At 62.6% G+C, this 25,391-nt stretch carries 25 protein-coding genes and 5 tRNA genes; 12 read left to right on the forward strand and 18 right to left on the reverse strand.

Features of this window, described 5'->3' with window-relative positions; genetic code table 11:
- The first annotated feature begins 13 nt into the window (after positions 1-13).
- Positions 14-916, forward strand: coding sequence for a tRNA 2-thiocytidine(32) synthetase TtcA (gene ttcA / locus ACWHXT_RS03220; protein WP_447957214.1), 903 nt, complete (start codon positions 14-16; stop codon positions 914-916).
- 7 nt (positions 917-923) lie between these two features.
- Here the strand turns inward: ttcA and fnr are convergent, their stop codons facing one another.
- The 11 genes from fnr to ccoN all read right to left on the reverse strand — a co-directional run bounded on the left by fnr (position 924) and on the right by ccoN (position 11,781).
- Positions 924-1,664 carry a fumarate/nitrate reduction transcriptional regulator Fnr gene (fnr, locus tag ACWHXT_RS03225; RefSeq protein WP_447928046.1) on the reverse strand — a complete coding sequence of 247 codons (741 nt, stop codon included), beginning with the start codon at positions 1,662-1,664 and terminating at the stop codon, positions 924-926.
- Positions 1,665-1,700: 36 nt separating this feature from the next.
- Positions 1,701-3,110: an oxygen-independent coproporphyrinogen III oxidase gene (hemN, locus tag ACWHXT_RS03230; protein WP_447957215.1), complete on the reverse strand. Its 1,410-nt coding sequence runs from the start codon at positions 3,108-3,110 to the stop codon at positions 1,701-1,703.
- Positions 3,111-3,217: 107 nt separating this feature from the next.
- Positions 3,218-3,913: a sulfite exporter TauE/SafE family protein gene (locus ACWHXT_RS03235; RefSeq protein WP_447957216.1), complete on the reverse strand. Its 696-nt coding sequence runs from the start codon at positions 3,911-3,913 to the stop codon at positions 3,218-3,220.
- Positions 3,910-4,113: a cbb3-type cytochrome oxidase assembly protein CcoS gene (ccoS, locus tag ACWHXT_RS03240; protein ID WP_447957217.1), complete on the reverse strand. Its 204-nt coding sequence runs from the start codon at positions 4,111-4,113 to the stop codon at positions 3,910-3,912. The genes ACWHXT_RS03235 and ccoS overlap by 4 nt, the downstream gene beginning before the upstream one ends.
- The gene (locus ACWHXT_RS03245; RefSeq protein WP_447957218.1) at positions 4,110-6,557 is read right to left on the reverse strand and encodes a heavy metal translocating P-type ATPase; all 2,448 of its coding nucleotides are present in this window, start codon (positions 6,555-6,557) and stop codon (positions 4,110-4,112) included. The genes ccoS and ACWHXT_RS03245 overlap by 4 nt, the downstream gene beginning before the upstream one ends.
- Positions 6,554-7,066, reverse strand: a complete 513-nt coding sequence (locus ACWHXT_RS03250; RefSeq protein ID WP_447928051.1) for a FixH family protein — start codon at positions 7,064-7,066, stop codon at positions 6,554-6,556. The genes ACWHXT_RS03245 and ACWHXT_RS03250 overlap by 4 nt, the downstream gene beginning before the upstream one ends.
- 4 nt (positions 7,067-7,070) lie before the next feature.
- Complete coding sequence (ccoG, locus tag ACWHXT_RS03255) at positions 7,071-8,465, reverse strand: cytochrome c oxidase accessory protein CcoG (RefSeq protein WP_447957219.1); 1,395 nt, start codon at positions 8,463-8,465, stop codon at positions 7,071-7,073.
- A 118-nt stretch (positions 8,466-8,583) separates the two neighbouring features.
- Positions 8,584-9,531 (reverse strand): cytochrome-c oxidase, cbb3-type subunit III, encoded by a 948-nt coding sequence (ccoP, locus tag ACWHXT_RS03260; protein WP_447957220.1) that lies wholly within the window; start codon positions 9,529-9,531, stop codon positions 8,584-8,586.
- Complete coding sequence (locus tag ACWHXT_RS03265; RefSeq protein WP_447895202.1) at positions 9,528-9,710, reverse strand: cbb3-type cytochrome oxidase subunit 3; 183 nt, start codon at positions 9,708-9,710, stop codon at positions 9,528-9,530. Before ACWHXT_RS03265 ends, ccoP begins: the two co-directional genes overlap by 4 nt.
- Entirely contained in the window at positions 9,711-10,319 is a 609-nt protein-coding gene (gene ccoO, locus ACWHXT_RS03270) for a cytochrome-c oxidase, cbb3-type subunit II (RefSeq protein WP_447928055.1), read from the reverse strand.
- Positions 10,309-11,781, reverse strand: a complete 1,473-nt coding sequence (gene ccoN, locus ACWHXT_RS03275) for a cytochrome-c oxidase, cbb3-type subunit I (RefSeq protein ID WP_447958004.1) — start codon at positions 11,779-11,781, stop codon at positions 10,309-10,311. The genes ccoO and ccoN overlap by 11 nt, the downstream gene beginning before the upstream one ends.
- 299 nt (positions 11,782-12,080) lie before the next feature.
- Between ccoN and ACWHXT_RS03280 the strand changes: the two genes are divergently transcribed.
- From ACWHXT_RS03280 to ACWHXT_RS03300, 5 genes are all read left to right on the forward strand, one after another.
- Positions 12,081-12,156, forward strand: a tRNA-Val gene (locus ACWHXT_RS03280).
- Between the two features lie 48 nt (positions 12,157-12,204).
- Positions 12,205-12,281, forward strand: a tRNA-Asp gene (locus ACWHXT_RS03285).
- Positions 12,282-12,315: 34 nt separating this feature from the next.
- Positions 12,316-12,392 (forward strand) — tRNA-Asp (locus ACWHXT_RS03290).
- Positions 12,393-12,447: 55 nt separating this feature from the next.
- A tRNA-Val gene (locus ACWHXT_RS03295) sits at positions 12,448-12,523 on the forward strand.
- A 44-nt stretch (positions 12,524-12,567) separates the two neighbouring features.
- Positions 12,568-12,644 (forward strand) — tRNA-Asp (locus tag ACWHXT_RS03300).
- 128 nt (positions 12,645-12,772) lie between these two features.
- Here the strand turns inward: ACWHXT_RS03300 and ACWHXT_RS03305 are convergent.
- The 4 genes from ACWHXT_RS03305 to glcD are packed head-to-tail and all read right to left on the reverse strand — an operon-like array spanning position 12,773 to position 17,099.
- Entirely contained in the window at positions 12,773-13,174 is a 402-nt protein-coding gene (locus ACWHXT_RS03305; RefSeq protein WP_447928056.1) for a heme-binding protein, read from the reverse strand.
- A gap of 56 nt (positions 13,175-13,230) precedes the next feature.
- Positions 13,231-14,460, reverse strand: a complete 1,230-nt coding sequence (glcF, locus tag ACWHXT_RS03310) for a glycolate oxidase subunit GlcF (RefSeq protein WP_447957221.1) — start codon at positions 14,458-14,460, stop codon at positions 13,231-13,233.
- Between the two features lie 11 nt (positions 14,461-14,471).
- The gene (gene glcE, locus ACWHXT_RS03315) at positions 14,472-15,566 is read right to left on the reverse strand and encodes a glycolate oxidase subunit GlcE (protein ID WP_447957222.1); all 1,095 of its coding nucleotides are present in this window, start codon (positions 15,564-15,566) and stop codon (positions 14,472-14,474) included.
- 33 nt (positions 15,567-15,599) lie between these two features.
- Entirely contained in the window at positions 15,600-17,099 is a 1,500-nt protein-coding gene (gene glcD / locus ACWHXT_RS03320; protein ID WP_447957223.1) for a glycolate oxidase subunit GlcD, read from the reverse strand.
- Between the two features lie 184 nt (positions 17,100-17,283).
- On the opposite strand from glcD, the gene glcC reads away from it, so the two are divergent.
- On the forward strand, positions 17,284-18,024 hold the full coding sequence (glcC, locus tag ACWHXT_RS03325; protein ID WP_447530495.1) for a transcriptional regulator GlcC: 741 nt from the start codon (positions 17,284-17,286) through the stop codon (positions 18,022-18,024).
- Between the two features lie 107 nt (positions 18,025-18,131).
- Positions 18,132-18,656: a gamma carbonic anhydrase family protein gene (locus ACWHXT_RS03330; RefSeq protein WP_447957224.1), complete on the forward strand. Its 525-nt coding sequence runs from the start codon at positions 18,132-18,134 to the stop codon at positions 18,654-18,656.
- Between the two features lie 75 nt (positions 18,657-18,731).
- Here ACWHXT_RS03330 and ACWHXT_RS03335 read toward each other — a convergent pair whose 3' ends face one another.
- A complete protein-coding gene (locus ACWHXT_RS03335) occupies positions 18,732-20,423 on the reverse strand; it encodes an L-lactate permease (protein ID WP_447957225.1) in 1,692 nt (563 codons plus the stop codon).
- 362 nt (positions 20,424-20,785) lie between these two features.
- On the opposite strand from ACWHXT_RS03335, the gene ACWHXT_RS03340 reads away from it, so the two are divergent.
- Both ACWHXT_RS03340 and ACWHXT_RS03345 read left to right on the forward strand, forming a co-directional pair.
- A complete protein-coding gene (locus ACWHXT_RS03340; RefSeq protein WP_447928066.1) occupies positions 20,786-21,478 on the forward strand; it encodes a glutathione S-transferase N-terminal domain-containing protein in 693 nt (230 codons plus the stop codon).
- Positions 21,479-21,618: 140 nt separating this feature from the next.
- Positions 21,619-21,975: a phasin family protein gene (locus tag ACWHXT_RS03345; RefSeq protein WP_447957226.1), complete on the forward strand. Its 357-nt coding sequence runs from the start codon at positions 21,619-21,621 to the stop codon at positions 21,973-21,975.
- Positions 21,976-22,038: 63 nt separating this feature from the next.
- Here the strand turns inward: ACWHXT_RS03345 and uraD are convergent, their stop codons facing one another.
- On the reverse strand, positions 22,039-22,590 hold the full coding sequence (uraD, locus tag ACWHXT_RS03350) for a 2-oxo-4-hydroxy-4-carboxy-5-ureidoimidazoline decarboxylase (RefSeq protein ID WP_447957227.1): 552 nt from the start codon (positions 22,588-22,590) through the stop codon (positions 22,039-22,041).
- 106 nt (positions 22,591-22,696) lie between these two features.
- Here uraD and uraH point away from each other — a divergent pair, with 106 nt between their 5' ends.
- A complete protein-coding gene (gene uraH, locus ACWHXT_RS03355) occupies positions 22,697-23,050 on the forward strand; it encodes a hydroxyisourate hydrolase (protein ID WP_447957228.1) in 354 nt (117 codons plus the stop codon).
- A 50-nt stretch (positions 23,051-23,100) separates the two neighbouring features.
- The gene (locus ACWHXT_RS03360; protein WP_447957229.1) at positions 23,101-23,814 is read left to right on the forward strand and encodes a GntR family transcriptional regulator; all 714 of its coding nucleotides are present in this window, start codon (positions 23,101-23,103) and stop codon (positions 23,812-23,814) included.
- 109 nt (positions 23,815-23,923) lie between these two features.
- Here the strand turns inward: ACWHXT_RS03360 and ACWHXT_RS03365 are convergent, their stop codons facing one another.
- Positions 23,924-25,390 carry an NCS1 family nucleobase:cation symporter-1 gene (locus tag ACWHXT_RS03365; protein ID WP_447957230.1) on the reverse strand — a complete coding sequence of 489 codons (1,467 nt, stop codon included), beginning with the start codon at positions 25,388-25,390 and terminating at the stop codon, positions 23,924-23,926.
- Between the last annotated feature and the right edge of the window lies 1 nt (position 25,391).

Below are 25,391 nucleotides of genomic sequence, written 5' to 3' on the forward strand. Positions count from 1 at the left end.
CAGTGCTTATACCATGCAACAACCCGATCATTTCGAGCCCGTCGTGGCCGAGGCCCCGGCTCCGGCAAGCTCAATCGAGCCAAGCGATGTGAAACAAAAGCGCGAATTCAATAAGTTGCAGAAAAGACTTCGCCGCGAGGTCGGAAACGCCATTCTCGATTATCAGATGATCGAAGAGGGCGACCGGGTGATGGTGTGCCTCTCCGGGGGCAAGGACAGCTATACCATGCTCGAGATCCTGCGCAATCTGCAGCGCAACGCCCCGGTCAATTTTTCGCTGGTGGCGGTGAATCTCGACCAGAAACAGCCCGGCTTCCCCGAGCACGTGCTGCCGCGCTACCTCGACGCGCTGGGCGTCGAGTACCATATTCTCGAGCGTGATACCTACTCGGTGGTGAAGGAGAAAACCCCGGAGGGCAAGACGACCTGCGCGCTTTGCTCGCGGCTACGCCGTGGCTCGCTCTACGGGTTTGCCGAAGAGATCGGCGCCAACAAGGTGGCGCTTGGCCACCACCGGGAAGACATTCTCGAAACCCTTTTCTTGAACATGTTCTTCGGCGGCACGCTCAAGGCCATGCCGCCCAAGCTTTTGTCCGATGATGGCAGAAATATCGTGATTCGCCCGCTGGCCTACTGCAAGGAGGCGGATATCGCCGAGTTCTCCCGGCTCATGGAATTTCCGATCATTCCCTGCAATCTGTGCGGCTCCCAGCCGAACATGCAGCGTCAGAACGTCAAGGCGATGCTTGCCGAGTGGGATAAAAAGTACCCGGGCCGGCTCGAAAGCATGTTCAAAGCGGTGACCAACGTTGCCCCTTCGCAGCTGGCCGACCGGGCGCTGTTCGACTTCCAGGGCCTGGAAGCCAAACAAGCAGAAATGAAGGCCGGGCGTATTCAGGCGCTCAATGTCGGCTAAAGGCGGGTCAGGCGGACACTTCTTCGTCGGCCAGGGTGGTCAAGCGGGCCATATCCAGAATGTTCACCTCGCGCCCGGAAACGGCGACTACCTGCTGCTGCTGGAGCCGGCTTAAAATCCGGCTGACCGTTTCCACTGCCAACCCCAGGTAGTTGCCGATATCCGCCCGCGCCATGGAGAGGCGGAAGCTATAGGGCGAGTAGCCGCGGCGGCGAAAACGATCAGAAAGCGTGGTGAGAAAGGCCGCCAGGCGCTGGTCGGCGGTCTTGCGCGATAAAAGGCGCATCATCCGCCGGTCGTCGCGAAGCTCCTTGCTCATGCTGCGGTAAAGCTGGCCTCTGAGCTCGGGCAGCTCCTCGGACAGCTTGTCCAAATGCTTGAACGGGATCTCACATACCGTGGTGGTTTCGAGCGCAATGGCGCTGCCCGGGTAGAATTCCTCGTCGATACCATCGAGGCCGACCAGCTCGCTTGGCAGGTAGAAGTTGGTGAGCTGGTCGTCGCCATTGCCTTCGCTGGTCACCTGCTTGAGGCTTCCCGAACGGACCGCGTAGACGCTGGAGAAGTTCTCGCCTTGATGAAACAGCGCCTCGCCCTTTTTGAGCGGCGCGCGGCGGCGGATGATGGCGTCGAACTGGCTTACGTCCTCGAGCTGCAGCGCTAGCGGTAAACAGAGCGAACTCAGGCTACAGGTTTGGCAGCGCGGCGCCTGTAGCATCGAGCGGCGTTGGCTGGCAGTGATGGACATCACCTTCTCCTCGTATGGCCGGGTACAAAGTATATATTATAATATCCTTGAATAACGCGCGGCGAACTGCTCTGTCAAGTAGGTATCGAAGGCCATGGCTAGGTGGCGGATCAGTAGCCGCCCGATCGGCGTAACGTTCAATACCAGGTCCTGGCGCGTAATCAGCCCGTCACGCTCGGCCTGGCGCAGGTTATCCAGCGCCTGGGCGAAGTAGGTGTCGGCATCGATCCCGAAACGCGTGCCAATGGCCGCCAGGTCCAGGCGCATATCGCACATCAGCCGCTCGATCACCTCGCGGCGAATGAGGTCGTCGGCGTTCAAGCGCACGCCTTTACAGGTGGCCAGTTTACCCTGATCCAGCGCCTTTGCGTAGTCATCCAGGGTGACCGGGTTCTGCGCGTAGACGTCGTCGACCCGGGAAATCGCCGACACCCCCAAACCGATCAAATCGCATTGCGCGTGGCTTGAATACCCCTGGAAGTTACGCTGGAGCGTGCCGTTTTGCTGGGCGAGCGTCAGGCTATCATCGGCGCGGGCGAAGTGGTCCATGCCGATATGCACATAGCCTGCCTGGCCCAGCATCTCGATACTCATGCGCAAAATGGCGAGCTTTTCATCGGCGCCGGGAAGGTCAGCTTCGAGAATACGCCGCTGGGGCGCAAAGCGCGTGGGCAGGTGGGCGTAGTTGAAAAGCGACAACCTGGCCGGGTTGAGCTCGATGATCTGAGCAAGCGTATCGGCGAAGCGCTGCTCGGTTTGGTGCGGCAGCCCATAGATCAGGTCCACGTTGAGCGAGCTAAAGCCCAGCCGGTGCGCCTCGTCCATCAGGGTTTCGGTGAGCCGGCGGGGCTGGACGCGGTTGATCGCTTTCTGGACCTCGATGTCCAGATCCTGCACGCCCAGGCTCAGCCGGTTGAACCCCAGCGACTGAAGATGGCGCAGGGTGAGAACGTCCGCCTCGCGCGGGTCGATTTCGATGGCGTAATCCCGCGCCGGGTCATTCGAGAGCCCGAAGCGGGCATCCATCCGGTCGATCAGGTCGCCCATCTGCGAGAGCGTCAAAAAGGTCGGTGTGCCACCGCCCCAGTGAAGCTGCTGCACCGGACGCGCGGTATCCACGTGGCGCGCGGCCAGCACCATTTCCCGGTCGAGGCGGGAAAGATAGGGCTCGGCCAGCTGGCGATTCTTGGTCGCGATCTTGTTGCAGGCGCAGTAAAAGCAAATCTTCTCGCAAAACGGGATATGCACGTAGAGCGACAGCGCCCTTTGGCTCTCGTTGCTTCGCGCTAAAGCGTCGGTAAGATCCTCCGGGCCGAACGCTTCGTGAAAAGCGAGCGCCGTGGGGTAGGAGGTGTAGCGCGGCCCGCTTTTATCGTAGCGGCGCACGAGCGCTTCATCCCAGGCGGGAGCGGGTGACGAGGGGGCAGCGTGGGCGCAGGTCGACATAAAAGCTCCCGGGTAGGTGAATGAGCGGCCGGACGGGTGGGTGGCGACGTACAGGTTAACGTCTGCCGCCAGGGCCTACGTTGAGCTGAGTCAATAAAGCCCGCCGCTTAGTGCCCCGCGTGGGGGAAAAGCGCCCATAGCTGGTAAAGCGCAAAGCCGATGATGAGAAGCGCCGCGACGACGCGGGTGGCCGGGTGGCGGATCAGCCCGGCAAGCGTGCGGGCGGCAAAACCGGTGGCCAAAAGCGCGGGCAGCGTGCCCAGGCCGAACGCGCCCATGAGCAGCGCACCCTGAGCGGGGCTGGCGCTGGCCATGCTCCAGGCAAGCATCGAATAGACCAGCCCGCAGGGCAGCCAGCCCCAAAGCGCCCCCAGCGCAAATGCCTGGGGCAAGTGAACCACCGGCATCAGACGCCGGCCCATCGGTTCGATATGACGCCAAAGCCTGCGTCCCAGCGCCTCGAGCGCTAACAGCCCCTTCCACCAGTTGGCGATATAAAGCGCCATCAAAATCAGCATCACCGCGGCAAACACCTGAAGCGTCAGCCGGGCGGCAGGGGCGAGGGATACCAGCGTGCCAAGCCCGGCCGCAAGTGCCCCGGCCAGCATATAGCTCGATACGCGCCCCAGGTTGTAGCCAAGCAACAGCCCGGTCATGCGCGCGGGGCTTCGCATGCTGGGCGGCACCGCAAAGGCCAGCGCGCTCATGATGCCGCCGCACATGCCGATACAGTGCGCCCCGCCAAGCAGGCCGAATACCAGCGCGGCGGCAAGCGGCGGTAAGTCCATGCCGGTCGGGTTCATGGCGGTGGCCCTTTCGAGGGCGGGGGCTTTTCACCGGCGCGGCGCTTTGCCGGCGGGGGCGGGTCGTCATCGAACAAAATGCGATGAGCGGGGCCGTCCAGGTCGTCGAACTGGTCGTTTTTGACCGCCCAGAAAAACGCCCATACGGCCATGGCGAGCAGCGTGAGCGAGAGCGGAATCAGCAGGTAGAGAATCGTCATGCGCGCACCTCTTGGGGAGGCGTCTCTGGGCGAGGCGTCGTGTGTGCGTCGACCCGCGGGCGGCGGTTCAGGCGCAGCGCGTTGCAAACCACCACCAGCGAGCTCAGCGACATGCCAAGCGCGGCAAGCCAGGGCGGCACCAGGCCGAGGGCAGCCAGCGGTAGCGCCAGGGCGTTGTAGCCCACCGACCACGCCATGTTTTGGCGCATCACCCGCCGGGTGGCGCGGGCCATGGTCAGAGCTTCGCCAATGCGGGTCAGGCGTGGGCTCAATAGCAGCGCATCCGCGCGGCTGCGCGCCAGGTCCGTTGCGCCATTCATCGCCAGGGCGACATCTGCGCCGGCCAGTACCGGCACGTCATTGATGCCGTCACCGACCATCAAAACCCGCTCGCCGCCGGCCTGTAAAGCGCGCAGCCGCGTAAGCTTGGCCTCGGGCGAGGCCTGGGCCTGCCAGGTCGGGATGCCAAGCGCGGTGGCCAGGTGCTCCACCGCCTCCGGCGTGTCGCCGGACAAAAGCTCGACCCCCACCCCGAGCGCCTTTAGCCGGGCAATGGCCAGGGCGGCGTCGTCGCGCAGGGTATCTTCGAGTTGGAACCAGGCCTTGGGAGTGTGCTCTTCGCTGAGCAGCAGCCACTGGCCGGGGCCGGGAGGGGCGAGTTCGCGTCCTGCGGCAAACGCCGCTTGGCCAAGGCGCCAGGTGGTGGCGCCGAGCGTGGCGGTCAGCCCACGGCCGGTCTCGCGGATAACGTTTTCAGCGCGCGTGTCCGCCTCCCTGAAAGGGCGAAACGCCGAGGCGATGGGGTGCTCGGAGTGGGCTTCGATGGCGGCGGCGATGCGCCGGGCCTGGTGGCCGGTCAGGGTGTCGTCCACCGGCTGGGTAGCGCTCAGGCGCATCTCGCCTCGGGTCAGCGTGCCGGTTTTATCGAACACCACGTGGGTTACCGTGGCAAGCGTCTCCAACGCGTCGGCCCGGGTGATCAGCACGCCGCGCTTACCCAGCTGGCCGTGGCCGGCGGCAAGCGCCGTAGGGGCGGCCAGCGCCAGCGCGCAGGGGCAGGTGACCACCAAAACCGACAGCGTCACCCAGAACGCCCGGCCGGGGTCGATCAACGTCCAAGCGATGGCCACGCACACCGTAACCAGCAGCAGGCGCAGCACGAAGCGCTGGGCCATGGTCTCCGCTAGCCGGGCAAGCCGTGGGCGGCGCTCGAACGCGCGGTCGGTCAAATCCAGCACGTGGGAGATCGCCGCCGAGCTGCCGGCTCGGGTAACGCGCACCACCAGCGCGTTTTCCATGTTCTGGCTGCCCCCGGTGACCCGCTCGTTCAGCCGCCGGGTGACCGGCAGAAACTCGCCGGTGAGCATCGACTCGTCAAGGCTCGACTCGCCCTGTTCGATCACGCCGTCGGCGGGAACGGTGGTGCCGGGTTTTATCAGCACGCGGTCATCCGGAGCAAGATGGCTGGCGGGGACGATGCGCTCTGCGCCATCGGCTTCCAGGCGCACCGCCGAGGCGGGCAGCGCGCCGCTCAAGGCGTTGCCGCTTTGCCCGCCTCGGCGCCGGGTGCGCGCCTCGATGTAGCGGCTAAACAGCAAAAAGAAGGTGAACATGGCGATGGAGTCGAAATAGACCTCGCCTTGATGGAACACCACGGCAAAGGCGCTGGCCAGGTAGGCGCCACCCACGGCGAGCGCCACCGGTACCTCCATGGTGAGTCGGCGGTGTCGAAGTCCCGCGAGCGCCTGCTGAAAAAACGGCCAGGCCGAGAAAAAAACCACCGGCGTCGTCAGCGCAAGCGACAGCCAATGAAAGAGCGCGAAGAAGTCTGCGCCCAGCTCGTCCGGGCCCGCCACGTACATGGGCACCGAGAACATCACCACCTGCATCATGCCCACCGCGGCGACGATCAGCCGTCGCACGGTCATGCGTTCTTCGCGCTTCAGGCGCTTTTGCGCCCGGTTGGGCTCGAAGGGCATCGCCGCATACCCGATGGCGGCTAGTTCGGCAAAGATATGGGACGGTTTGAGCGTGTCCGGGTCCCAGCTCACCCGCAGGCGATGATCCGACAGATTCACCGCGCTTTGGGTAATGCCTTCCAGCGCGTTCAGGTGGTGCTCGATCAGCCAGGCGCAGGCCGCGCAGGTAATATTTTCCACGGCCAGGGTCGCGCTAACGTCCGCTTCACGCGGGTGAACGAACTGCGCCTGCAGGTCCGGGTGGTCGAACGCCGACCAGGTTTGCGCCGCGGCCTGGTTGCTTTCCGGGCGGGCGGAAAGCTCGGTGCGGTAGCGGTAGTAGTTCTCGAGTCCGCCCTCGACGATGGCGTGCGCCACCGCCTCGCAGCCGGGGCAACAGAGTGGGTGCGTGGCACCGTCCAACGTGATGGACCAGGGCGCACCGGCGGGCACCGGCGTGCCGCAGTGATAGCACGGTGGCGTCACGGCGCGCTCCTGGCGGGGGCCAGGGTGACGCCCGCGTTGGACGGCAGGGTGATCTCGCCGCTTAGCCGCCACTCGTCGGTCTCTTGCGGGGTGAGCGTTACGTACCAGCGGTGCTCGAGCCCCGCCGGGGCCTGGCCTAAGTAGCGCCCGCCGTGGCGGTGCGTCAGCGCCACGCTATGGTCACGGTTATCCTGAGTGGGAAATATCAGGTTGAGCGTCAACCCCGCCGGGCGCGCCTGGCCTCTCAGGTCGAGCACCACCTCCTGGGTGAGCGAGTCGATACGCAGCCCGGCTTCAAGATTCAGCGCCTCGGCGCGCTCCGCTTTGGCGAGCACCGCGTTGATCGCTTTGCCGTGCTCGAAGTAATCCTCCTGGACCACCATACCGTCGAAGGTCTTGACCGCCACCACCGCAAAGCCAACGCTCACCAGCATCGAAGAGAGCAGCAGGGTGATCAAAAACCAGGGCCAGAACTGGCGGTACCAGGGCGACGGCGCAGGTTCCAACATGGGGCTATCTCCTCTCGCCGCTCAAAAACCGGGTTTGCCGCTCGGCGCGTATCGGCGCGTGCTCGGCTTCAAGGATGAAAGCGAGCGGCTGACTGGGGGCAAGCCCGGCGCCGGGGGCGCTCACATTGACCACCTGGGTGCGCGAGGCCCCGGCGGGCACCCTTAAGCTTTGGGTGTCGAGCTGCGCGTCGGCCACGCCCTCGACGCTTAGCCGGTAGGTATGGGCCTGGCGGTCGCGGTTGCGCACGGTCAGCCGGTAGACGTTTTGAATGTCGCCGCCGGCGGTGGTGGTATAAAGCGAGGCCCGGGGGCGCTCGGCCTCGAAGCTTACCGGCACGCGCTGGCCAAGGGCAAAAGCAAGTGCGGCCAGCGCCACGGTTAACGCCGCCAGGTAACCTAAATATCTTAAGCGGTAGCGCGAAGAGGGGCGCCCCTCCAGGCGGTTTTGGGTGGTGTAGCGGATCAAGCCGCGGGGTTTTTCGAGACGGTCCATCACCGTGTCACAGGCGTCCACGCAGGCGGCGCACTGGATACAGGCGTACTGCAGCCCGTCGCGAATATCGATACCGGTGGGGCAGACCTGCACGCAAAGCGAGCAGTCGATGCAGTCGCCGCCGGTGCCTGGGGCGTTCGAGGCCTTTCGCCCCCGGGGCTCGCCACGGCGGGCGTCGTACGCCACGGTGAGCGTATCGCGGTCGAACATTACCGACTGAAAGCGCGCGTAGGGGCACATGTAAAGACACACCTGCTCGCGCAGCCAGCCGGCGTTGAGGTAGGTGAAAAAGCCAAAAAAGCCCACCCAGAACAGCGCCCAGCCCTGGGCCTGGAGCGTGGCAAGTTCCGCGACCAGCGCTTGGACGGGCGTAAAATAGCCAACGACCGTAACGGCGGTGGCCAGCGCCATCGCCGCCCAAAGGACGTGCTTGACTGCCTTACGCACGAGATGGCCTTTTGGGCGGGTGCGGTCACGGCGGATACGCCGGTGGCGCGACCCTTCCAGGCGGTGTTCGACCCACATGAACGCAAAGGTCCACACGCTTTGGGGGCAGGTGTAGCCACACCACACCCTGCCGGCCAGCGCGGTGATGAAGAAAAGCCCGAAAGCAGCGGCGATGAACAAAAGCGCCAACAGGATGAATTCCTGAGGGTAGAACGTCGTAGAGAACAGGTGAAATTCCCGCCCCGGGATATCGAGCCATATGGCCGGGCGCCCCTGTACCTCGAGCCAGGGCAGCAGGAAAAAACCCAGCATCAGCAGCGTATTGAGCCCGCGGCGAAGTGCCTGGAAAAACCCTTTGCTTTCGCGCACGTAAAGGCGGCCGTGCTGGCTTTGCGGCGCTTTGGTCGTCGGTGGTTTCTCGGCGCGAGGGGTTATGTCCTGGGCGGGTATCGGCTGCATCGAACTCCGGCCTTGTCGGCGGTGGCGCAAAAGCGTAGGGCCATGATAGCAATAATCGCGGCCAGATTAGATGGCCTGGGTTAGGTGGGCGCCAAGTGATGGTGCGGCAAATGCGCGCCTACTCGCGCTGGGTGGCGCTAAAGCGCAGGCTGTAGACGTAGGCGGCCACCAGGTGAATGCGCTCCTCGTTAATGAACGGCGCCTGGGGCGGCATTTGGCCGGTTCGGCCTTCGTTCAGGGTCTGGCGGATCGCCTGGGCCACGCTTTGGCCCGGCGCCTGGTGCAGCCAGATGTCGTTGGTCAAATTCGGCGCTCCCAGGGCCTGGTTGCCGGTGCCGTCTGCACCGTGGCAGGCCACGCAAAAACGGGCATAGCTTTGTTCGCCGCGTTCGGCCTGGGGGCTTTCGTGTTCGCGGCCGGCCAGGGCGAGCACGTGCTGGGTGAGGTCTTCGAGAGTCTCGTCGCCCAACTGCGCCCAGGCCGGCATCACCCCGCGCCGGCCTTCGCTAATCGTCGTTACCAGCGTCTGTGGGTCGCCGCCGTAAAGCCAGTCGTCGTTGGTCAGGTTGGGAAAGCCATCGCCGCCCTGGGCGTTAACGCCGTGGCACATGGCGCAGTTGTTCATGAACAGGCGCTCGGCGATCTGCATGGCTTCAAAATCCTCGGCGAGCTCGGGGATAGGAACGTCGTGGTACTGGGCGAAAATCGGCCCGAAGCGCGCCTCGGCGGCGGCCACTTCTTCTTCCCACTGATCTTCCTGGGACCAGCCGAGCAGCCCTCTAAAGTTGCCAAGCCCTGGGTAGAGCGCGAGATACCCCAGCGCGAACACCACCGTAGCCGCGAACAAATAGAACCACCACCTGGGGGTGGGGTTGTCGTACTCTTCGATGCCGTCGACCTCGTGGCCGGTGGTCTTGCGCTGCGCCTCGCCGTCAGCGCCCGGCGGGCCACCGTGGCCGACATTGGCCGCCACGATCCAGACCACCAGCGCCAGGGTGATCAGCGTGAGCGCGATGATCCAGGCGCTCCAGAAACCGGGCAGGGCGTTATCCCACAAATCGCTCATGGGCGGTCCTCGCGCTCGTCTTCGCGGGGGCTTGCGCTTTCGTCGTCGTCGGCGAAGGGAAGGTGGGCGGCTTCGCTGAAATCGTCGCGGCGGCGTTTTGAGTATGCCCATACCACGATGCCGATAAAGGCGATGATGAGAAACAGGGTGATGAGCCCGCGAAAGGTGCCGGTATCCATTTAGCGTGCCCCCTCGAGTACCGTGCCGAGCTGCTGCAGGTAGGCGATGAGCGCGGTGATTTCCGGGGTGCCCTCGACCTGCTCCTGGGCGCTTTCGATCTCTTCATCCGAGTAGGGCACGCCCAGGCGCTGCAAGGCACGCATTTTGGCGGGCGTGGCCTGGCCGTCGAGCTCGCGCTCGAAAAGCCAGGGGTAGGCGGGCATGATCGACTCCGGCACGACGTCGCGCGGGTCGTACATGTGCCGACGGTGCCAGGTGTCGGTGTAGCGCCCGCCGACCCGGGCAAGGTCCGGCCCGGTGCGCTTGGACCCCCACAAAAAGTTGTGCTCGTAAAGACCTTCGCCGGCCACGTTGTAGTGACCGTAACGTTCGGTTTCGGCGCGAAACGGGCGAATCATCTGGGAGTGGCAGCCCACGCAACCTTCACGGCGGTAAATATCGCGCCCTTCGAGCTCCAGGGCGCTGAGCGGGCGCAGCCCATCCACGGGCTCAGTGGTGTCTTTTTGAAAGAACAGCGGCACGATCTCGGCAAGCCCGCCGAAGCTGATCGCCACGAGTATCAATACGCCCAAAAGCCCGGCGTTTTTCTCGACCAGTTCATGCTTCATGGCGGCGGCCCTCCAGCGCTACCGTGCGCGGTGCCGGCGCCGAGGTTTGGCGGTACTTCACCGTCATGTAGACGTTGAACGCCATCACCAGCATGCCCGTCAAAAAGAACAGCCCCCCCAGCATGCGCACCACATAGCCCGGATGGCTCGCCTCGACGGCGTCGACAAAGCGATACATCAATGTGCCGTCGGCGTTGATCGCGCGCCACATCAGCCCCTGGATCACCCCGTTGACCCACATGGCGGTGATGTAGAGCACCGTACCGATGGTCGCTAGCCAAAAGTGCAGCGCGATCAGCCCCACCGAGTGCATCTGGGTGCGTCCGTAAAGGCGTGGGATCATGTGATAAAGCGAGCCGAAGGTGATCATCGCCACCCAGCCAAGGGCGCCTGCGTGAACGTGGCCAATGGTCCAATCGGTGTAGTGGGAGAAGGCGTTGACGGTCTTGATCGCCATCATCGGGCCCTCGAAGGTCGCCATACCGTAGAAGGTGAGCGCGACCACCAGAAAGCGCAGGATCGGATCGGTACGCAGCTTATGCCAGGCGCCGGAGAGCGTCATGATGCCGTTGATCATGCCCCCCCAGGAGGGCACCAGCAGGATGATCGACATCACCATGCCAAGCGACTGTGCCCAGTTGGGCAGGGCGGTGTAGTGAAGATGGTGCGGCCCGGCCCACATGTAGATCATGATCAGCGCCCAGAAATGGACGATCGAGAGCCGGTAGGAGTAAATCGGCCGCTGGGCCTGCTTGGGCACGAAGTAGTACATCATGCCCAGAAAGCCTGCCGTCAGGAAAAAGCCCACGGCGTTGTGGCCGTACCACCACTGCACCATGGCATCCACGGCCCCCGCGTAAAGCGAGGTGGAGTACATCGGCGTGACCGGAAGGGCCGCGTTATTGACGATATGCAGCACGGCGATGGTGAGAATGAACGCCGCATAAAACCAGTTGGCCACGTAGATATGCGAGGTGTTGCGCCGCTTCAGGGTCATCAAAAAGACCACCGCGTAGCTCACCCATACCACCGCCAGCAGGATATTGATCGGCCATTCGAGCTCGGCGTACTCCTTGGTGGTGGTGTAGCCCATCGGCAGCGACACGAGCGCGGCGACGATCACCGCCTGCCAGCCCCAGAAGGTGAACGCCGCCAGTCGGTCGCTATAAAGCCGGGTCTGGCAGGTGCGCTGGACCACATAGTACGAGGTGGCGAATAGCGCCGAGCCGCCGAAAGCAAAGATCACCAGGTTGGTGTGCAGCGGGCGAAGGCGCCCAAAGCTCGTCCAGGGCAGGCCCAGGTTGAGCTCGGGCCACACCAGCTGGGCGGCCAGCAAAAGGCCCACCGCCATGCCAACGATCCCCCAAACGACGGCCATCATCGCGAACTGACGCACGACCGTGTAGTTGTAAACAGAGTTATAAACCGAGTTGTAAACCGGGGCCGAGGGCGGTGGCGGCATTGTATGGGCGTCGCTTTGTGGGGCGCTTTGCATAATGGCTTTCCATGAAACGGGGAGGGCATGAAGCCCTGGGCGAGTCTAGCCTGGCGGCGCGTTAAGCTAAATAGCACGTGTAGTGAAAACCGCTGCTCGATTGTGACACTTTTGATTGACGAAGCGGGGGCAGTTGCGGCATTCTGCCTCGGCGCTCAAGGCAGGCGGTTCGCGCTCTAGCGGCAACACGTTAATTTGAATCAAAAATTCATTAGCGTATTGACACCAGACCGGAACCCTGTAGAATGCAGCGCCACGTGACCAGCGGGTGGTTAGCTCAGTTGGAAGAGCACCAGCCTTACAAGCTGGGGGTCACTGGTTCGAACCCAGTACCACCCACCATTTTTTAATGGGTCGGACACGTGTAGCAGTAAAAGTTGGTGTATCAGCGGACCGGTAGTTCAGTTGGTTAGAATGCCGGCCTGTCACGCCGGAGGTCGCGAGTTCGAGTCTCGTCCGGTCCGCCATCATCGCTTTTGTTGCCCTATGTTATCGTTATTCGGACCGGTAGTTCAGTTGGTTAGAATGCCGGCCTGTCACGCCGGAGGTCGCGAGTTCGAGTCTCGTCCGGTCCGCCATCGATAACAGTCGCCGTAGATGTAAAGTGATTGAACGTTTTCGACGTTAGATCATGGGTGGTTAGCTCAGTTGGAAGAGCACCAGCCTTACAAGCTGGGGGTCACTGGTTCGAACCCAGTACCACCCACCATTTAAAAGCGCCTCTGAACCGCGATTAAATGGTCGTTTCAAAGTGGACCGGTAGTTCAGTCGGTTAGAATGCCGGCCTGTCACGCCGGAGGTCGCGAGTTCGAGTCTCGTCCGGTCCGCCATCAAGTTTCCTTCCTGCTTTATCCTCTTCTTCGTTTCTCCGCGCCACCGCGCACCCTTATGCTGTTCACGCTTCACGCATAAAAAAACCCCGAGCCATCGCCCAGGGTCGTTTTTGCGTGCCTGACGTTTAGCCGATCGCGGCGACACCGGCCTTGGCGACCTGCGCGTCCTGGTCCGGCTTCACGCCGGAAACGCCCACCGAGCCTACGACCTGGCCGTCGACGATGATCGGGACGCCGCCGGTCAGCGTGCCCTCGAGCGGAGCGGAGAGAAACGCCGTGCGGCCGTTGTTGATCATCTCCTCGAACACCTGGGTCTCTTTACGACCAATGGCGGCGCTGCGCGCTTTTTGCGTGGCGACTTCGGCGCTGAAAGGCGCGGCGCCGTCCAGACGGCGAAGGCCCAATAAGTAGCCGCCGTCGTCGGCGACCGCAATGGTCACCGACCACCCCTGACCTTCGGCTTCCTTTTGCGCCGCGTCGAGGGCGGTGAGTACATCGGTCTGGCTCAAAATGGCTTTGGTTTGCATGCTGTTTCCTTTTTGATGTTGTAAAAGTGCTTGGATCGCGCGGGGGTTAAAACGGGTCAGTTAAGCGCGGCATCGACGATTTCTACCCAGTGACGAACCGGTGTGCGGTTGGCGCCGGCCAGGTGCGTTTGACAGCCGATGTTAGCGGTGACGATCATCTCCGGGTCGCCGGCTTCCAGGGCGTTGAGCTTGTTGTCGCGAAGTTGCGTTGCGATTTCGGGCTGGGTGATCGAGTAGGTACCCGCGGAGCCGCAGCACAGGTGGCTATCCTGCACCGGTGTCAGCGTAAAGCCGAGCTTGGTCAGCACGCCTTCTACCGCGCCGTTGAGCTTCTGGGCGTGCTGCAGCGTACAGGGGCAGTGAAACGCCAGGCGTTTGTGCTCTTTCACGGCAAGCTTCTCCAGCGGCTCCTCGCGCAACACTTCGACGATGTCGCGGGCCAAAGCGCTGACGCGCTCGGCTTTGGCGGCGTACTGCGGGTCGTGTTTGAGCATCTCACCGTACTCCTTCACAAACGCCCCGCAGCCGCTGGCGGTTTGCACGATCGCCTCGACCCCTTGCTCCACTTGGGGCCACCAGGCGTCGATATTGGCGCGCATGCGTTGGCGTCCCGCCTCCTGGGCGTTCAGGTGAAAGTCGATCGCCCCGCAGCAACCCGCCTCGCTAACCGGCGTCAGGCCAATGCCCAGCCGATCCAGCAGCCGGGCGGTGGCGGCGTTGGTGTTGGGCGAAAGCCCCGGCTGCACGCAGCCTTCCAAAATCAGCATCTGCCGGGCGTGCTGAGTGGTCGGGCGTGTGCCCGCATCCACCGGGGGCGGCGGCATTTTGTCTCTGAGCGTAGCCGGCACCAGCGGCTTGAAGGTTTGACCGAGTTTCAAAAGCGCCTTGAAGCGTTTGGGCTCGACCATCATCTTGCGTAGCGCAAAGCGCGTGGCGCGTTGGCTTGCCGGTCGCGGCACCCGGCGCTCGATCTCCGCGCGGCCGATGTTCAAAAGCTTGTGATACTCCACCCCCGACGGGCAGGTGGTTTCACAGTTTTGACACGTCAGGCAGCGGTCCAGGTGAAGGCGCGTCTCTTCGGTCACCTGGGTATCGTCGTCGCGGCTCTCCAAAAGCTCCTTCATCAGGTAGATACGCCCACGCGGGCCGTCGCGCTCGTCGCCTAAAAGCTGGTAGGTCGGGCAGGTGGCGTTGCAAAAGCCGCAGTGTACGCAGGTGCGCAGAATGCGCTCGGCTTCCTGAATGTGCGGTTTCTGGCGGTCGGCATCGGTAAAGTGCGTTTGCATGAAAGCTCTCCTCAAAGCCCCGCGTAAAGCCGGCCCGGGTTGAAAATGCCGTAGGTATCGAGCTCGGCCTTGAGCTTCTTGTGATACTTCTCGACGACCGGGTCAAGCGGTGTAAAGGGCGATTCATCGCCCCCCTGGGCGTGGGGCGTAAAGCAGGTGGCGTGTCCGCCTTTGGCCTGGCACGCTTGGCGCAGCGCCTGGCCGTCCCGGGTTTTTACCCAGCGCTGGCAGCCCGCCCAGTCGTAAAAAACCTCGGCCTCGCCGGTATCCAGCGCCGCGGTATGCGCAGGGAGCGAGGCGCGCCAAAGCGTCTGGCCTGCTTCGAGAGTGAAGAAGTCGTGGCGGTGGTCGCGAAGGGCCGTCCAGACATCCGCCTCCAGGGTTTCGCCGCCCAGGCGCTCGCGGGTCGCCTTGACCGAGCTTTCTCCCCCTTCGAGGCGAATATAGAGCGCATCCTGGTGCCACGCCGCGCCGGTGATCGGCAAGGGCTCGCGGCCGAGTGTGGAAAGTGTCTCCAGCGCTTGTTCGATGCCCAGATCGTCAAGGCGCAGGCTGTGGCGGGCGCTGGGTTGGGGCAGCACCTTGAAAGAGATATCGGTCAGTACGCCTAGCGTGCCTTGGGCGCCGGTCATCAGCCGTGACACGTCGTAGCCGGCCACGTTTTTCATCACCTCGCCGCCAAAGCGCAGCTGTTTGCCTTGCTGGGTGATCACGTGGCTGCCCAGCACGAAATCGCGCACCGCTCCCGCCCAGGGGCGGCGCGGCCCGGATAGCCCGGTAGCCACGGCCCCGCCGATGGTGCTGGCCGGGCCAAAGCGCGGCGGCTCGAAGGGCAGCATTTGATGATGCTCGCCAAGCGCCGCTTCCAGGGCGTCGATGCGCGTGCCCGCGCGCACGGTGACGACAAGCTCCACCGGGTCGTAGCTTACGATGCCGCTATGCTCGGCGAGGCTGAGCTCGATACCCTCTACCGGGCGCCCGTAAAAGCCGCGGGTGTCGCCGGCTTTAATACGCAGCGGCGCCCTGGTTTGGTAAGCGTTGGCGACCTGCTGGCAAAGCGCCTCGCTAATATCGCGATCAAAAGCCTGTATCGCTGGTTCGGTCATGGTCACTCCTTTATGTCGCAAACCGGGCCGGCGTTAAAAACGCGGCAGCTCCGGGTGGGGCAACTCGTTGTTATGGACGTGCATCGCCCCGAATTCGGCGCAGCGCGCAAGCGTAGGAATGTTCTTGCCCGGGTTGAGCAGGCGCTTTTCATCGAAGGCCGCCTTTACGGCGTGAAAAACGCTGATCTCATCGGCCTGGAACTGGCTGCACATCTGGTTGATCTTCTCGCGGCCCACGCCGTGTTCGCCGGTGATCGACCCGCCAGCGGCCACGCAAAGCTCCAGAATCTTGCCGCCCACGTCCTCGGCGAGTTCGAGCTCGCCCTCCTTGTTGGCATCGAACAAAATCAGCGGGTGCATATTGCCGTCGCCGGCGTGGAACACGTTGGCCACGCGAAGGCCGCTCTCCTGGGAAAGCGCGGCAATACCCTTGAGCACCCGGGGCAGCTCGCGGCGGGGGATCGTACCGTCCATACAGTAGTAGTCCGGCGACATACGCCCCACGGCGGGGAAGGCATTCTTGCGCCCGGCCCAAAATTTGGCGCGCTCGATATCGTCCCGGGCTTGCTGTATATCCGTGGCGCCGGCCTTTTCAAGCACCCGGCGCACGGTCTCGCAGTCATCGTCCACGTCGGCCTCGACACCGTCGAGCTCGCATAAAAGGATAGCCTCGGCCTCCAGCGGGTAGCCCGCTTTGACGAAGTCCTCGGCGGCCTGGATGGCGAGTTTGTCCATCATCTCGAGCCCGCCGGGAATGATGCCCGCGGCGATGATGTCACCCACCGCTTTGCCGGCTTTTTCCACGTCATCGAAGCTTGCCATCAACACCTTGGCGGTTTCCGGCCTGGGCAGAAGCTTCACGGTGATCTCGGTGACCACCCCAAGCATGCCTTCCGAGCCGTTCATCAGTGCGAGCAGATCAAACCCGGGGGCATCGAAGGCCTCCGAGCCCAATGTCATGTGCTCGCCCTCGATGGTCAGCACGTCCACGCGCAGCACGTTGTGCACGGTCAGGCCGTACTTCAAACAGTGAACGCCGCCGGCGTTTTCCGCCACGTTGCCACCAATCGAGCAGGCGATCTGCGAGGAGGGGTCCGGGGCGTAGTAGAGCCCATAGGGCGCGGCGGCTTCGGAAATCGCCAGGTTGCGTACCCCGGGCTGTACCCGGGCGATACGGGCGTCCGGGTCGACCTCGACGATTTTGTTGAAGCGCGACATCACCAGCAGCACGCCTTGCTCGAGCGGCAACGCCCCACCGGAGAGCCCGGTGCCCGCGCCGCGGGTGACCACGGGCACACCCAGCGCGAAACAACACGTCAAAAGGCGTTCGACCTGCTCGAGGTTCTCGGGTAGCGCCACCAACATGGGCAGCACGCGGTACGCCGCCAGCCCGTCGCATTCGAAGGGGCGCAGGTCCTCTTCTCTGTGCAGAAGGGTCAGTGTGGGGGCCGCGCTTTGCAGCTCGCGCAGTACCTCGGTCTTGTCACGGTCAGCCAGCTCGCCGTCCAGGCGGGCGTCGTAGAGGATGTTCATATCCCCTCCTGTTTTTGTAATATCGATTTTTAAACGCGGCGTGACACCGCTGATATCGAATAATCTGGGCTTTTTTCGTGCAGGTGTCTAGCCTGTGGTGCAGTGGTCTGACCAGTTATTCGAGCCCGCCCTGGAGGAGACGCGCGTGAGCCAGATACCTTTTGAGACGCCGCTTGGGCGGCGCATGCCGGAGCAGGTAGCCGCAAAAATCGAGGCACTGATTCTGGAGGGCGTGTTCCGCCCGGGCCAACTGCTGCCCTCGGAGCGGCGCCTTTGTGAGCGCCTTGACGTCTCCCGCGCCTCGCTGCGCGAAGGCCTGCGCATTCTGCGCAGCAAGATGATCATCGAAACCCGTCAGGGGCGCGGGTCCGTGGTCGCCTCGCTGCTGCCCATGCCGCAGCAAGGCCCGCTCATGCATCTGTTTCGCGATCACCCGCGCACGCTGTTCGATCTTTTGGAGGTGCGCGCGCTGCTGGAAGGCGAGTCCGCTTACCTCGCCGCTCGGCGGGGCACCTCGATGGACCGGGTACTGATTACCCGCCGTTTCGAGGCAATGGCCGATTACGTCGCCAACGCTGAAGAAGTGGATGTCGAGAAGCTGGCACGCTTCGACCATGCCTTTCACCTGGCGGTCTCTCAGGCTTCGCACAATCCGGTGCTGGTGCATACGCTTCAAGGGTTGACCGATCTGCTGTTGAGCTCGGTATTCGCCTCGGTGAAGCACCTTTACCACCGCCCGGGCCCGCGCGCGATGATCAACCACCAGCACGAGCAGCTCTTTCACGCGGTGGTGAAAGGCGACGCCGAACAGGCCAAGCGCATCGCCCTTGAGCATTTGAGCAGCATCACCGAGCTTTTACGTGAGCTCGACGCGGAAAACGAACGTCTCGAGCGCTCCTCAATGCGGCTGGAGGAGTGGCGTTAGCCAATATCCGATACCCGATACGTTGCCGGTTTGACGAGCCAGGCGTTAGCCTGAACCTGCGCGACAGAACGAATAACTCAGCACACAACGAACAAGAGGAGTCCAACGTGGCCATTTATCAATTAGGTGAGCACCAGCCAACGATTGCCGACGATGTCTACATTGCCGAGACTGCCGACGTGATCGGGCAGGTTACGCTCGAGGCGCGCTCGAGCGTGTGGTATCAGGCGGTGCTGCGCGGGGATACCGAACGTTTGGAAGTCGGCGAGGAGAGCAATATCCAGGATGGCGCGGTGCTCCACGCCGACCCCGGCTTTCCTTTGAAAGTCGGCAAAGGGGTTACCGTGGGCCATCAGGCCATGCTTCACGGCTGCACGGTGGAGGATGGCTGCCTGATCGGTATCCAGGCGGTGATCTTGAACGGCGCGGTGATCGGCGAGAACAGCCTGGTCGGGGCCTGTTCGTTTGTGAAGGAGGGCGCGGTGTTTCCGCCCAACTCGCTGATCGTCGGCTCCCCCGCCCGGGTGGTGAAAACGCTGCCCGAAGGCGCGGTGGAGGGGCTCAAACTCAACGCCCAGAGCTATGTCGAGCGGGGGCAGGAACACGCGAAAAAGCTCAAGCGAATCGGCTGACCCGGTATCGACTCATAAAAAACCACCCCGAAGGGTGGTTTTTTTACGCTGCTTATTAAGTGGCGCGGTGGGGGACTACATCAGCGCGTCGCTGACGCCGAGGGCGTAGAAGGCGATCATCGCGATGATACCGGCAAAGGTCAGATAGTAGATCGTCGGCAGGATGGTGATACGAATCGTTGCGCCCTCGCGCCCCAGAAGCCCGACGGTGGCCGAGGCCGCCACCACGTTGTGGATGGCGATCATGTTACCCGCCGCCGCGCCCACGGCTTGCAGGGCGACCATCATCGCGGTCGATACGCCCAGGCTCTGCGCCACGTTGAACTGGAACTCGGACAGCATCAGGTTCGAGACGGTGTTGGAGCCGGCGATGAACGCCCCCAGTGCCCCTACGGCGGGCGCAAAGAGCGGGTAGATATCGCCCACGCCGTTGGCCACGGCCTGGGCCATCATGACCGGCATGGAGACCAGGTCCGCCTCGTTGACCCCGGAGTTGATCAGAATCCGCACCATCGGCACGGTGAACACCAACACGAAACCCGCGCCGAAAATGGTTTTGGTGGACTCGGACACCGCCGCCTTGAGCTGACCGCCGTTCATCTTGTGCAAGAAGTAGGTGATCAATACCACGGCGATGATGATACCGCCGGGCAGGTAAAGAGGCTGGACGCCGCCGCTGACCCCGGTTTCCCCCAGGATGTTGGCCCAGTTCAGGTTGATCGAGGTGAGGGCGGCTTGCAGCGGCTCCACGGTGCGCGAAGCGACCAGGAAAACCGCCAGCAGCACGTAGGGGATCCAGCCTTTAAGCGTGGACATGGGCGCCTGACCCGTCACGTCATCGAGTTTGATCTGCAGCTTACCGATCCACTCGTCCGGCCAGGCACTCGCCTCGGGGAAGTCCCAGGTATCCTTGGGCAGCAAAAAGCCTTTGCGCGCCGCCGGCACCACGATGGCAAGACCGACCATCGCGCCGATCATGGAGGGGAATTCCGGACCGAGGAACACACCCACCAGCATGTAGGGCACCACGAAGGAGACACCCGTGAAGATCGCGAAGGGCGTGATCGACAAGCCCTCTTTCCAGGACTTGTTGGCCCCGAAGAAGCGCACCATCACGGTGACCAGAATCAGCGGCATCAACACGCCGATGATGCCGTGGGTAATGACTACTTCGCTGGTGATCAGCTGAAAGAACACGTCCCAGGAGGAGCCGGCGGCTTCCAGGTCGGCGCTGATGCCGGCGCGGTCCACCCCGGTGCCCACGCCCACGATGATCGGTGTGCCCACCGCACCGAAAGAGACCGGCGTGGACTGCAGCATCATGCCCACCACCACGGCGGCCAGGGCCGGAAAGCCCAGCGCGACCATCAGCGGCGCCGCCACGGCGGCGGGGGTGCCAAAGCCCGAAGCCCCTTCGATAAAGCAGCCAAACAGCCACGCCACGATCAATGCCTGTACGCGGCGGTCCGGGCTGATGCCGGAGAAGCCGTTACGAATGGCGGTGATGCCCCCGGAGTGCTTGAGGGTGTTGAGCAGTAAAATCGCCCCAAAGATGATCCACAAAAGCCCCGCGGTCTGGATCAGGCCCTGAAGGGTGGAGGCGGCCACGCGATTGAACGTCATGTCCCAGGCGGTCAGGCCGATGATGGCGGCGGTCAAAAATACGATCGGCATGGCGATCCTGGCGGGTATCTTGAAACCAATCAGCAAAATACCCGCAAGCAGTAGCGGCAAAAACGCCAATAGCGCAAGTATCGTATCGTTCATTAAACAGCCCCTTAATGGTTAATCGGCGACGCTTTTTCGTTATTTCACGCCCGGTATGTCCGCCACCCGACGCTTTCATCTGCACGATACGGCCAGCTTGGCGTTCTGACTAGATTGGAAAACGGGCCTTGCCGATCAAGCGGGCTCGGCGATGGCTTTAAATGAAACGGCGTGTTTGGCAAGTTTTTGTATTTAAAGAATTTAAGCCGTATGGGCGGCGAAGGGTGCTGCATCTCTCATTAGACTAATAGATAGGGGTGGCCAAGAGCAGCGGAAAGCGTTTACGGCTTGCCGGAAGCGTGTCCGACGCCCATGCTGGTCGTAGGGTCCCGTCAACATGGCTATTTCAGAGAGGTATACCGATGGATCGCATTGTTTATGATTTGTGTGGGCGCGACGAACGGCTGCGTTTTTCACCCTTTTGCTGGCGGGTGCACATGTCGATGGCCCATAAAGGCCTTGCGTATCGCACCGAACCCTGGCGCTTTCAGGAAAAAGAGAAAATCGCCTTCGCCAACCACGACAAGGTGCCGGTGCTGGTGGATGGCGAAACCGTGGTGACCGATAGCTTCGATATCATGCGCTATCTGGATAAGACCTACCCCGAATCGCCTATTCTGGGGGAAGGGCAGGACTACCAGCGCGCGCTCTTTTTCAAGCTTTTCGTGGAGCGCAGCGTCACCCCCGCGCTTTTTCGTATCGTAGTGATGGACCTGCTCGATGCGATCCATCCGGACGACCGCGATTACTTTCGTCAAAAGCGTGAAGCGAGCTTCAACATGCGTTTCGAAGAGCTGCACAACCCCGAACAGGGACGCGCGCAGCTTGCAAAAGCGCTGGTGCCGGTCAATGCGCTGCTCGAGGAGAGCCCTTTCATCGACGGCCAGGCCCCGGGCGGCGCCGACTATCTACTGTTTGGCAGCATGATGTGGGCCCACGTGGTATCCCGGGAGGCACTGTTCGAAAATGACGCGCCGATCGCCACCTGGTTCGAAAAAATGCTGGGTGTTCATGACGGTATAGCGGGCAAGGCGCCGACCGTTCGCGACGTTTAAAGCCCACGAGCGGGGCGTTTGAAATTTTATGTTGCGCTGCACAAAAAGCACTGCTAGCTTTAGCAGAACAAGGCAATTGCTTTGCTCTCGACCGCCAGGCTACATGCGTGTCGAATCGCTAACTTGCAGGAGGTTACGTGATGGATAGGACCGCAGAAAATACCAAGCAGCAGTTCGAGTCGGCTTTCGTATCGCCGATGCGCTCATACACGCTGGCGGCGCTTGATTACTACGAGCGTCTGGTAAGTGCCCAGATCGACGCAGCGCGCGCTTACTCCGACATGAGTATTTCCCAGGCACGTACCTGGCTTGATGTAAAAGACACGGACAGCTTCAAGCGTGCGATGCAGACCCAGCAAAAGACCGCGTCTGACTTCGTGGAGCGCGTAAAAGGCGACTCCGAGAAAGTCACCTCGATCGGTCAGGACTTCATGCAGGACAGCCAGAAAATGGCCGAAGAGAATACTCAAAAAGCCGCCGACAACCTGAACAAGTAATCAGGCGTTAGCCGCTTTTCAAGCCGCGCTTTTTAGCGCGGCTTTTTCGTGGGTAAAAGAAACTCAAGAAGCCTCTTCGCTACGCGCCACCAGGCGAAAGCGCGCGATGCGAATGATCTGCTCGACGGCGGTTTGCCGCTCGGCGGCGGGGGCGTTCTCCAGGCGCGTTTCGAACGCCTCGAGAATCGCGTAGCGATCGAGGCCCTTCACCGCGGCCACGAAGGGAAAGCCGAACTTCTCTTTATAGGCGCTATTGAGCGACTCAAAACGGGCAAGCTCCTCCGGTGAGCACTGATCGAGTCCGGCGCCGGCCTGCTCGCTTGTCGACGATGAGGTAAGCTCCCCGGCCAGCGCCGCCTTGCCCGCTAAATCCGGGTGGGCGCGAATCACCTCGATCTGGCGCTCCGGGCTAGCCGCCAGCAGCACCCTGCCCATCGTGTCGGCCAGCGCCGCCGGCGCGTCGTGGGTGGCGTTCAGCCCTTGCTGCCAGGCGCGCTCGGCAATCCAGGGGGAGTGCTCGAAGATGTCGCCATAGTGCGCTACAAAATCATCCCGCCCGCACTGGCTGGGTGCTGGCGTAAGAGGGCGGTAAGCATCGCGGTTAGCATGGGGCACGGCGTCTTCTCCTGGGCGTACGTCGAGGGCGTTAGCGTATACAATCGATAGTATCACCCGTAATCTTTGACCAATAGGTCAAACACAACCCCAACAAGGAGACGCTATGGGACGGCTTACCACCCACGTGCTGGATACGGCGAAAGGCCAGCCCGGCGAAGGCATTACCATCGAGGTTTTTCGGCTTTCCGCTGGCTCGCGCGAGCATTTGGGAAGCGTAGTGACCAACGCCGACGGGCGCTGCGACGGCCCGGTTTTGGAAGGCGACACGTTTAGTGCCGGCGAGTACGAGCTGGTCTTTCACGCCGGCGACTACCTGCGCACCCGCGGCGTCGAGGCCGTCGAGCCGCGCTTTTTGGACGTGATCCCGCTGCGTTTTGGCGTGGCCGACGCCAGCCAGCACTACCACGTACCGCTTTTGCTCTCCCCCTATGGTTATTCGACGTATCGCGGCAGCTAACCCCTAAAGCGTGGCTAGCGCAGGACGTTCAACCATTGCAAGGAGAGGGCATGAGCGACGAGGCAACAACGAAACGCCGCACCTTCGAGAAAGAGGGCGAGGCGCGCCATGAAGCGATCTATCGCGCGGTGAGCGACGCCATCGTCGAGCAGCGGCTACCTCCCGGCGCGCGTCTGCGCGAAGACGCGCTATCAGACGTATTCGGCATTAGCCGCACCGGTATTCGCAAGATTCTACAGCGTTTGGCGCTCGAGCAGTTGGTCACGCTCACCCCAAGGCGCGGCGCCAGCGTCACCCGGCCGACCGCGGACGAGGCCAAGGATGTATTCGACGCCCGCCAACTCGTGGAGTGCGGGCTGATGGCGGACATCACCCGGCGCATGGGAGCGAAGGAGGCGGACGAGCTGCGCAGCCTGGCCCATCAAGAGCGCCAGGCCCTGCGAAGCGGCCAGCAGAGCGTAGCGATTCGCCTCTCGGCGGATTTTCACGTGCACCTGGCAAGGCTTTCCGGCAACGCCACTTTGGCCGAGTTCGTCGAGCGGCTCTGCTCGCGCTCCTCGCTGATTCTCGCGGTCTACGGCCACCGCGGCCACCTGGGCTGTGAATCCCACGACCACGACGACCTGATCACCTATCTCGAAGCCGGCAACGCCGCCCGCGCCCAGGCCTTCATGAGCCGCCACCTGAAAGCGATCGAAGCGTCGCTTTCGATGGTGGAAGAGCAGGAAAGCACGCCGGATTTACACCGGATTTTTGGCCGCTAAGCCGGCGAGGCGGTTATCACCGCGCATCGCTTACTCAAAAACGCCACTGGCCAGGCCAGTGGCGTTTTAGTGGATTGCCCCGGGGGAGGAATGAAACGCCTCGGGTTTGCTAACGGGTACCGAGTTGGGGCGCCGCCTTGAAGTTGCGCATCAAGAAGAAGTAAATCAGCCCGCCCAAACCGGCGCCGATTAGCCAGCCGTAGCCATCGAGCCCGGAAAGCGCAGGCACCAGCACGGTGGAAAGCGAAAAGGCCGCCGCCCCGACAAAGGCGATCAAGGCGCGCTTGTTCCAGCCCTTCACGTAGTAGTAAGCGCCCCCCGGCGCGGAGGAGAAAAGCTCCTGCATGTCCAGGTGCTGGCGCTTGATCAGGTAGTAGTCCACCACGATGATGCCGTAGAAGGGCGCGACGATGGCGCCGAGGGCATTCACGAAGCCCGGCACGCCGATCTCGCTGATCACCGACACCCACAGCGCGCCAACAAAAAACGCGATGATCGCAGTGATCAAGCCCCCGGTCTTGAAACTGATCTTGCTGGGGAACAGGTTCGCCAGGTCATAAGCCGGGGGAATGAAGTTGGCCACCAGGTTGATGCCCACCGTGGCGGCGAAGAAGGTCAGCGCGGCGACGATGGTCAGCGGCAGTGAGTCCACCCGCTCGACGATGTCCGCCGGGTTGGTCAGCGCCTCGCCGAAGAGCACCAGCGTACCGGCGGTGATGATCAGCGCGATGAACGAGAAAAACGCCACGTTCAGCGGCAGGCCCAGCAAATTACCCAGCTTCATCTGACGCTCGGTTTTCACAAAGCGAGTGAAGTCGCCGAAGTTGATCACCACCGCCGCAAAGTAGGCGATCATGGTGCCTACGATGGCGAAAAACGCCGCCACCGCGCTTCCCCCGGGGCTCTCATTGCCGCTAAAAATCGATCCGATAGCGGGCAGCAACTCGTCACCGGCCTGGTACCAGACCACGCCCATCAGCACCAGCATGACCACGTAGACCAGCGGCCCCGCCCAGTTCAAGAAGTGTTTGATGCGCTCGATGCCCTGCCAGAAGATCGCGATCTGAAAGACCCAGACGATCACGAACGACACCCAGGCCACCGGCGAGAGCCCCAGAAACTCACCGCTGCCTTCACCCACGAACGCGGTAATCAAAAGCGCCACCGCCGTCGAGGCGAAGTAGGTCTGCACGCCGTACCAGAATATCCCCACGATGGCGCGCAGCATCGCGGGCAGGTTGGCGCCGCGCACGCCAAGGCTTGCCCGCACCATCACCGGAAAGGGAATGCCGTACTTCACGCTGGGCTTGCCGGTCAGGTTGACCAGAAACATGACGACCACACCGGCCAGAATGATGGCCGCCATCACCGCCCAGCCGTTCAGGCCGTAGGTTAAAAAAAGCGAGGCGGCCAAGGTGTAGCCAAACAGGCTCTGAATATCGTTGGACCAGACGTTGAAGATCTCGAACGCCCCCCAACTGCGCGCCTCGGGTTTGAGCGGCGCCAGGTCTTCGTTGTAAAGGCTGGGGTCGATCTGCTTGATATTGAGCTCGGGGGAGAGCGGCTTCTCATTCATT

This window comes from Vreelandella halophytica (assembly GCF_968193635.1).

Coding starts and splice junctions, on each gene's coding strand:
- glcD (WP_447957223.1), bottom strand. CDS start 17,099: ATGAACATCCTCTACGACGCCCGCCTGGACGGCGAGCTGGCTGACCGT.
- ccoP (WP_447957220.1), bottom strand. CDS start 9,531: ATGAGCGATTTGTGGGATAACGCCCTGCCCGGTTTCTGGAGCGCCTGG.
- ACWHXT_RS03335 (WP_447957225.1), bottom strand. CDS start 20,423: ATGAACGATACGATACTTGCGCTATTGGCGTTTTTGCCGCTACTGCTT.
- ccoS (WP_447957217.1), bottom strand. CDS start 4,113: ATGACGATTCTCTACCTGCTGATTCCGCTCTCGCTCACGCTGCTCGCC.
- hemN (WP_447957215.1), bottom strand. CDS start 3,110: ATGTCGACCTGCGCCCACGCTGCCCCCTCGTCACCCGCTCCCGCCTGG.
- glcE (WP_447957222.1), bottom strand. CDS start 15,566: ATGACCGAACCAGCGATACAGGCTTTTGATCGCGATATTAGCGAGGCG.
- ACWHXT_RS03365 (WP_447957230.1), bottom strand. CDS start 25,390: ATGAATGAGAAGCCGCTCTCCCCCGAGCTCAATATCAAGCAGATCGAC.
- ACWHXT_RS03340 (WP_447928066.1), top strand. CDS start 20,786: ATGGATCGCATTGTTTATGATTTGTGTGGGCGCGACGAACGGCTGCGT.
- glcC (WP_447530495.1), top strand. CDS start 17,284: ATGCCGGAGCAGGTAGCCGCAAAAATCGAGGCACTGATTCTGGAGGGC.
- ACWHXT_RS03265 (WP_447895202.1), bottom strand. CDS start 9,710: ATGGATACCGGCACCTTTCGCGGGCTCATCACCCTGTTTCTCATCATC.
- uraH (WP_447957228.1), top strand. CDS start 22,697: ATGGGACGGCTTACCACCCACGTGCTGGATACGGCGAAAGGCCAGCCC.
- ACWHXT_RS03345 (WP_447957226.1), top strand. CDS start 21,619: ATGGATAGGACCGCAGAAAATACCAAGCAGCAGTTCGAGTCGGCTTTC.
- ttcA (WP_447957214.1), top strand. CDS start 14: ATGCAACAACCCGATCATTTCGAGCCCGTCGTGGCCGAGGCCCCGGCT.
- ACWHXT_RS03235 (WP_447957216.1), bottom strand. CDS start 3,913: ATGAACCCGACCGGCATGGACTTACCGCCGCTTGCCGCCGCGCTGGTA.
- fnr (WP_447928046.1), bottom strand. CDS start 1,664: ATGTCCATCACTGCCAGCCAACGCCGCTCGATGCTACAGGCGCCGCGC.
- ccoO (WP_447928055.1), bottom strand. CDS start 10,319: ATGAAGCATGAACTGGTCGAGAAAAACGCCGGGCTTTTGGGCGTATTG.
- ccoG (WP_447957219.1), bottom strand. CDS start 8,465: ATGCAGCCGATACCCGCCCAGGACATAACCCCTCGCGCCGAGAAACCA.
- ccoN (WP_447958004.1), bottom strand. CDS start 11,781: ATGCCGCCACCGCCCTCGGCCCCGGTTTACAACTCGGTTTATAACTCT.
- glcF (WP_447957221.1), bottom strand. CDS start 14,460: ATGCAAACGCACTTTACCGATGCCGACCGCCAGAAACCGCACATTCAG.
- ACWHXT_RS03305 (WP_447928056.1), bottom strand. CDS start 13,174: ATGCAAACCAAAGCCATTTTGAGCCAGACCGATGTACTCACCGCCCTC.
- ACWHXT_RS03360 (WP_447957229.1), top strand. CDS start 23,101: ATGAGCGACGAGGCAACAACGAAACGCCGCACCTTCGAGAAAGAGGGC.
- ACWHXT_RS03250 (WP_447928051.1), bottom strand. CDS start 7,066: ATGTTGGAACCTGCGCCGTCGCCCTGGTACCGCCAGTTCTGGCCCTGG.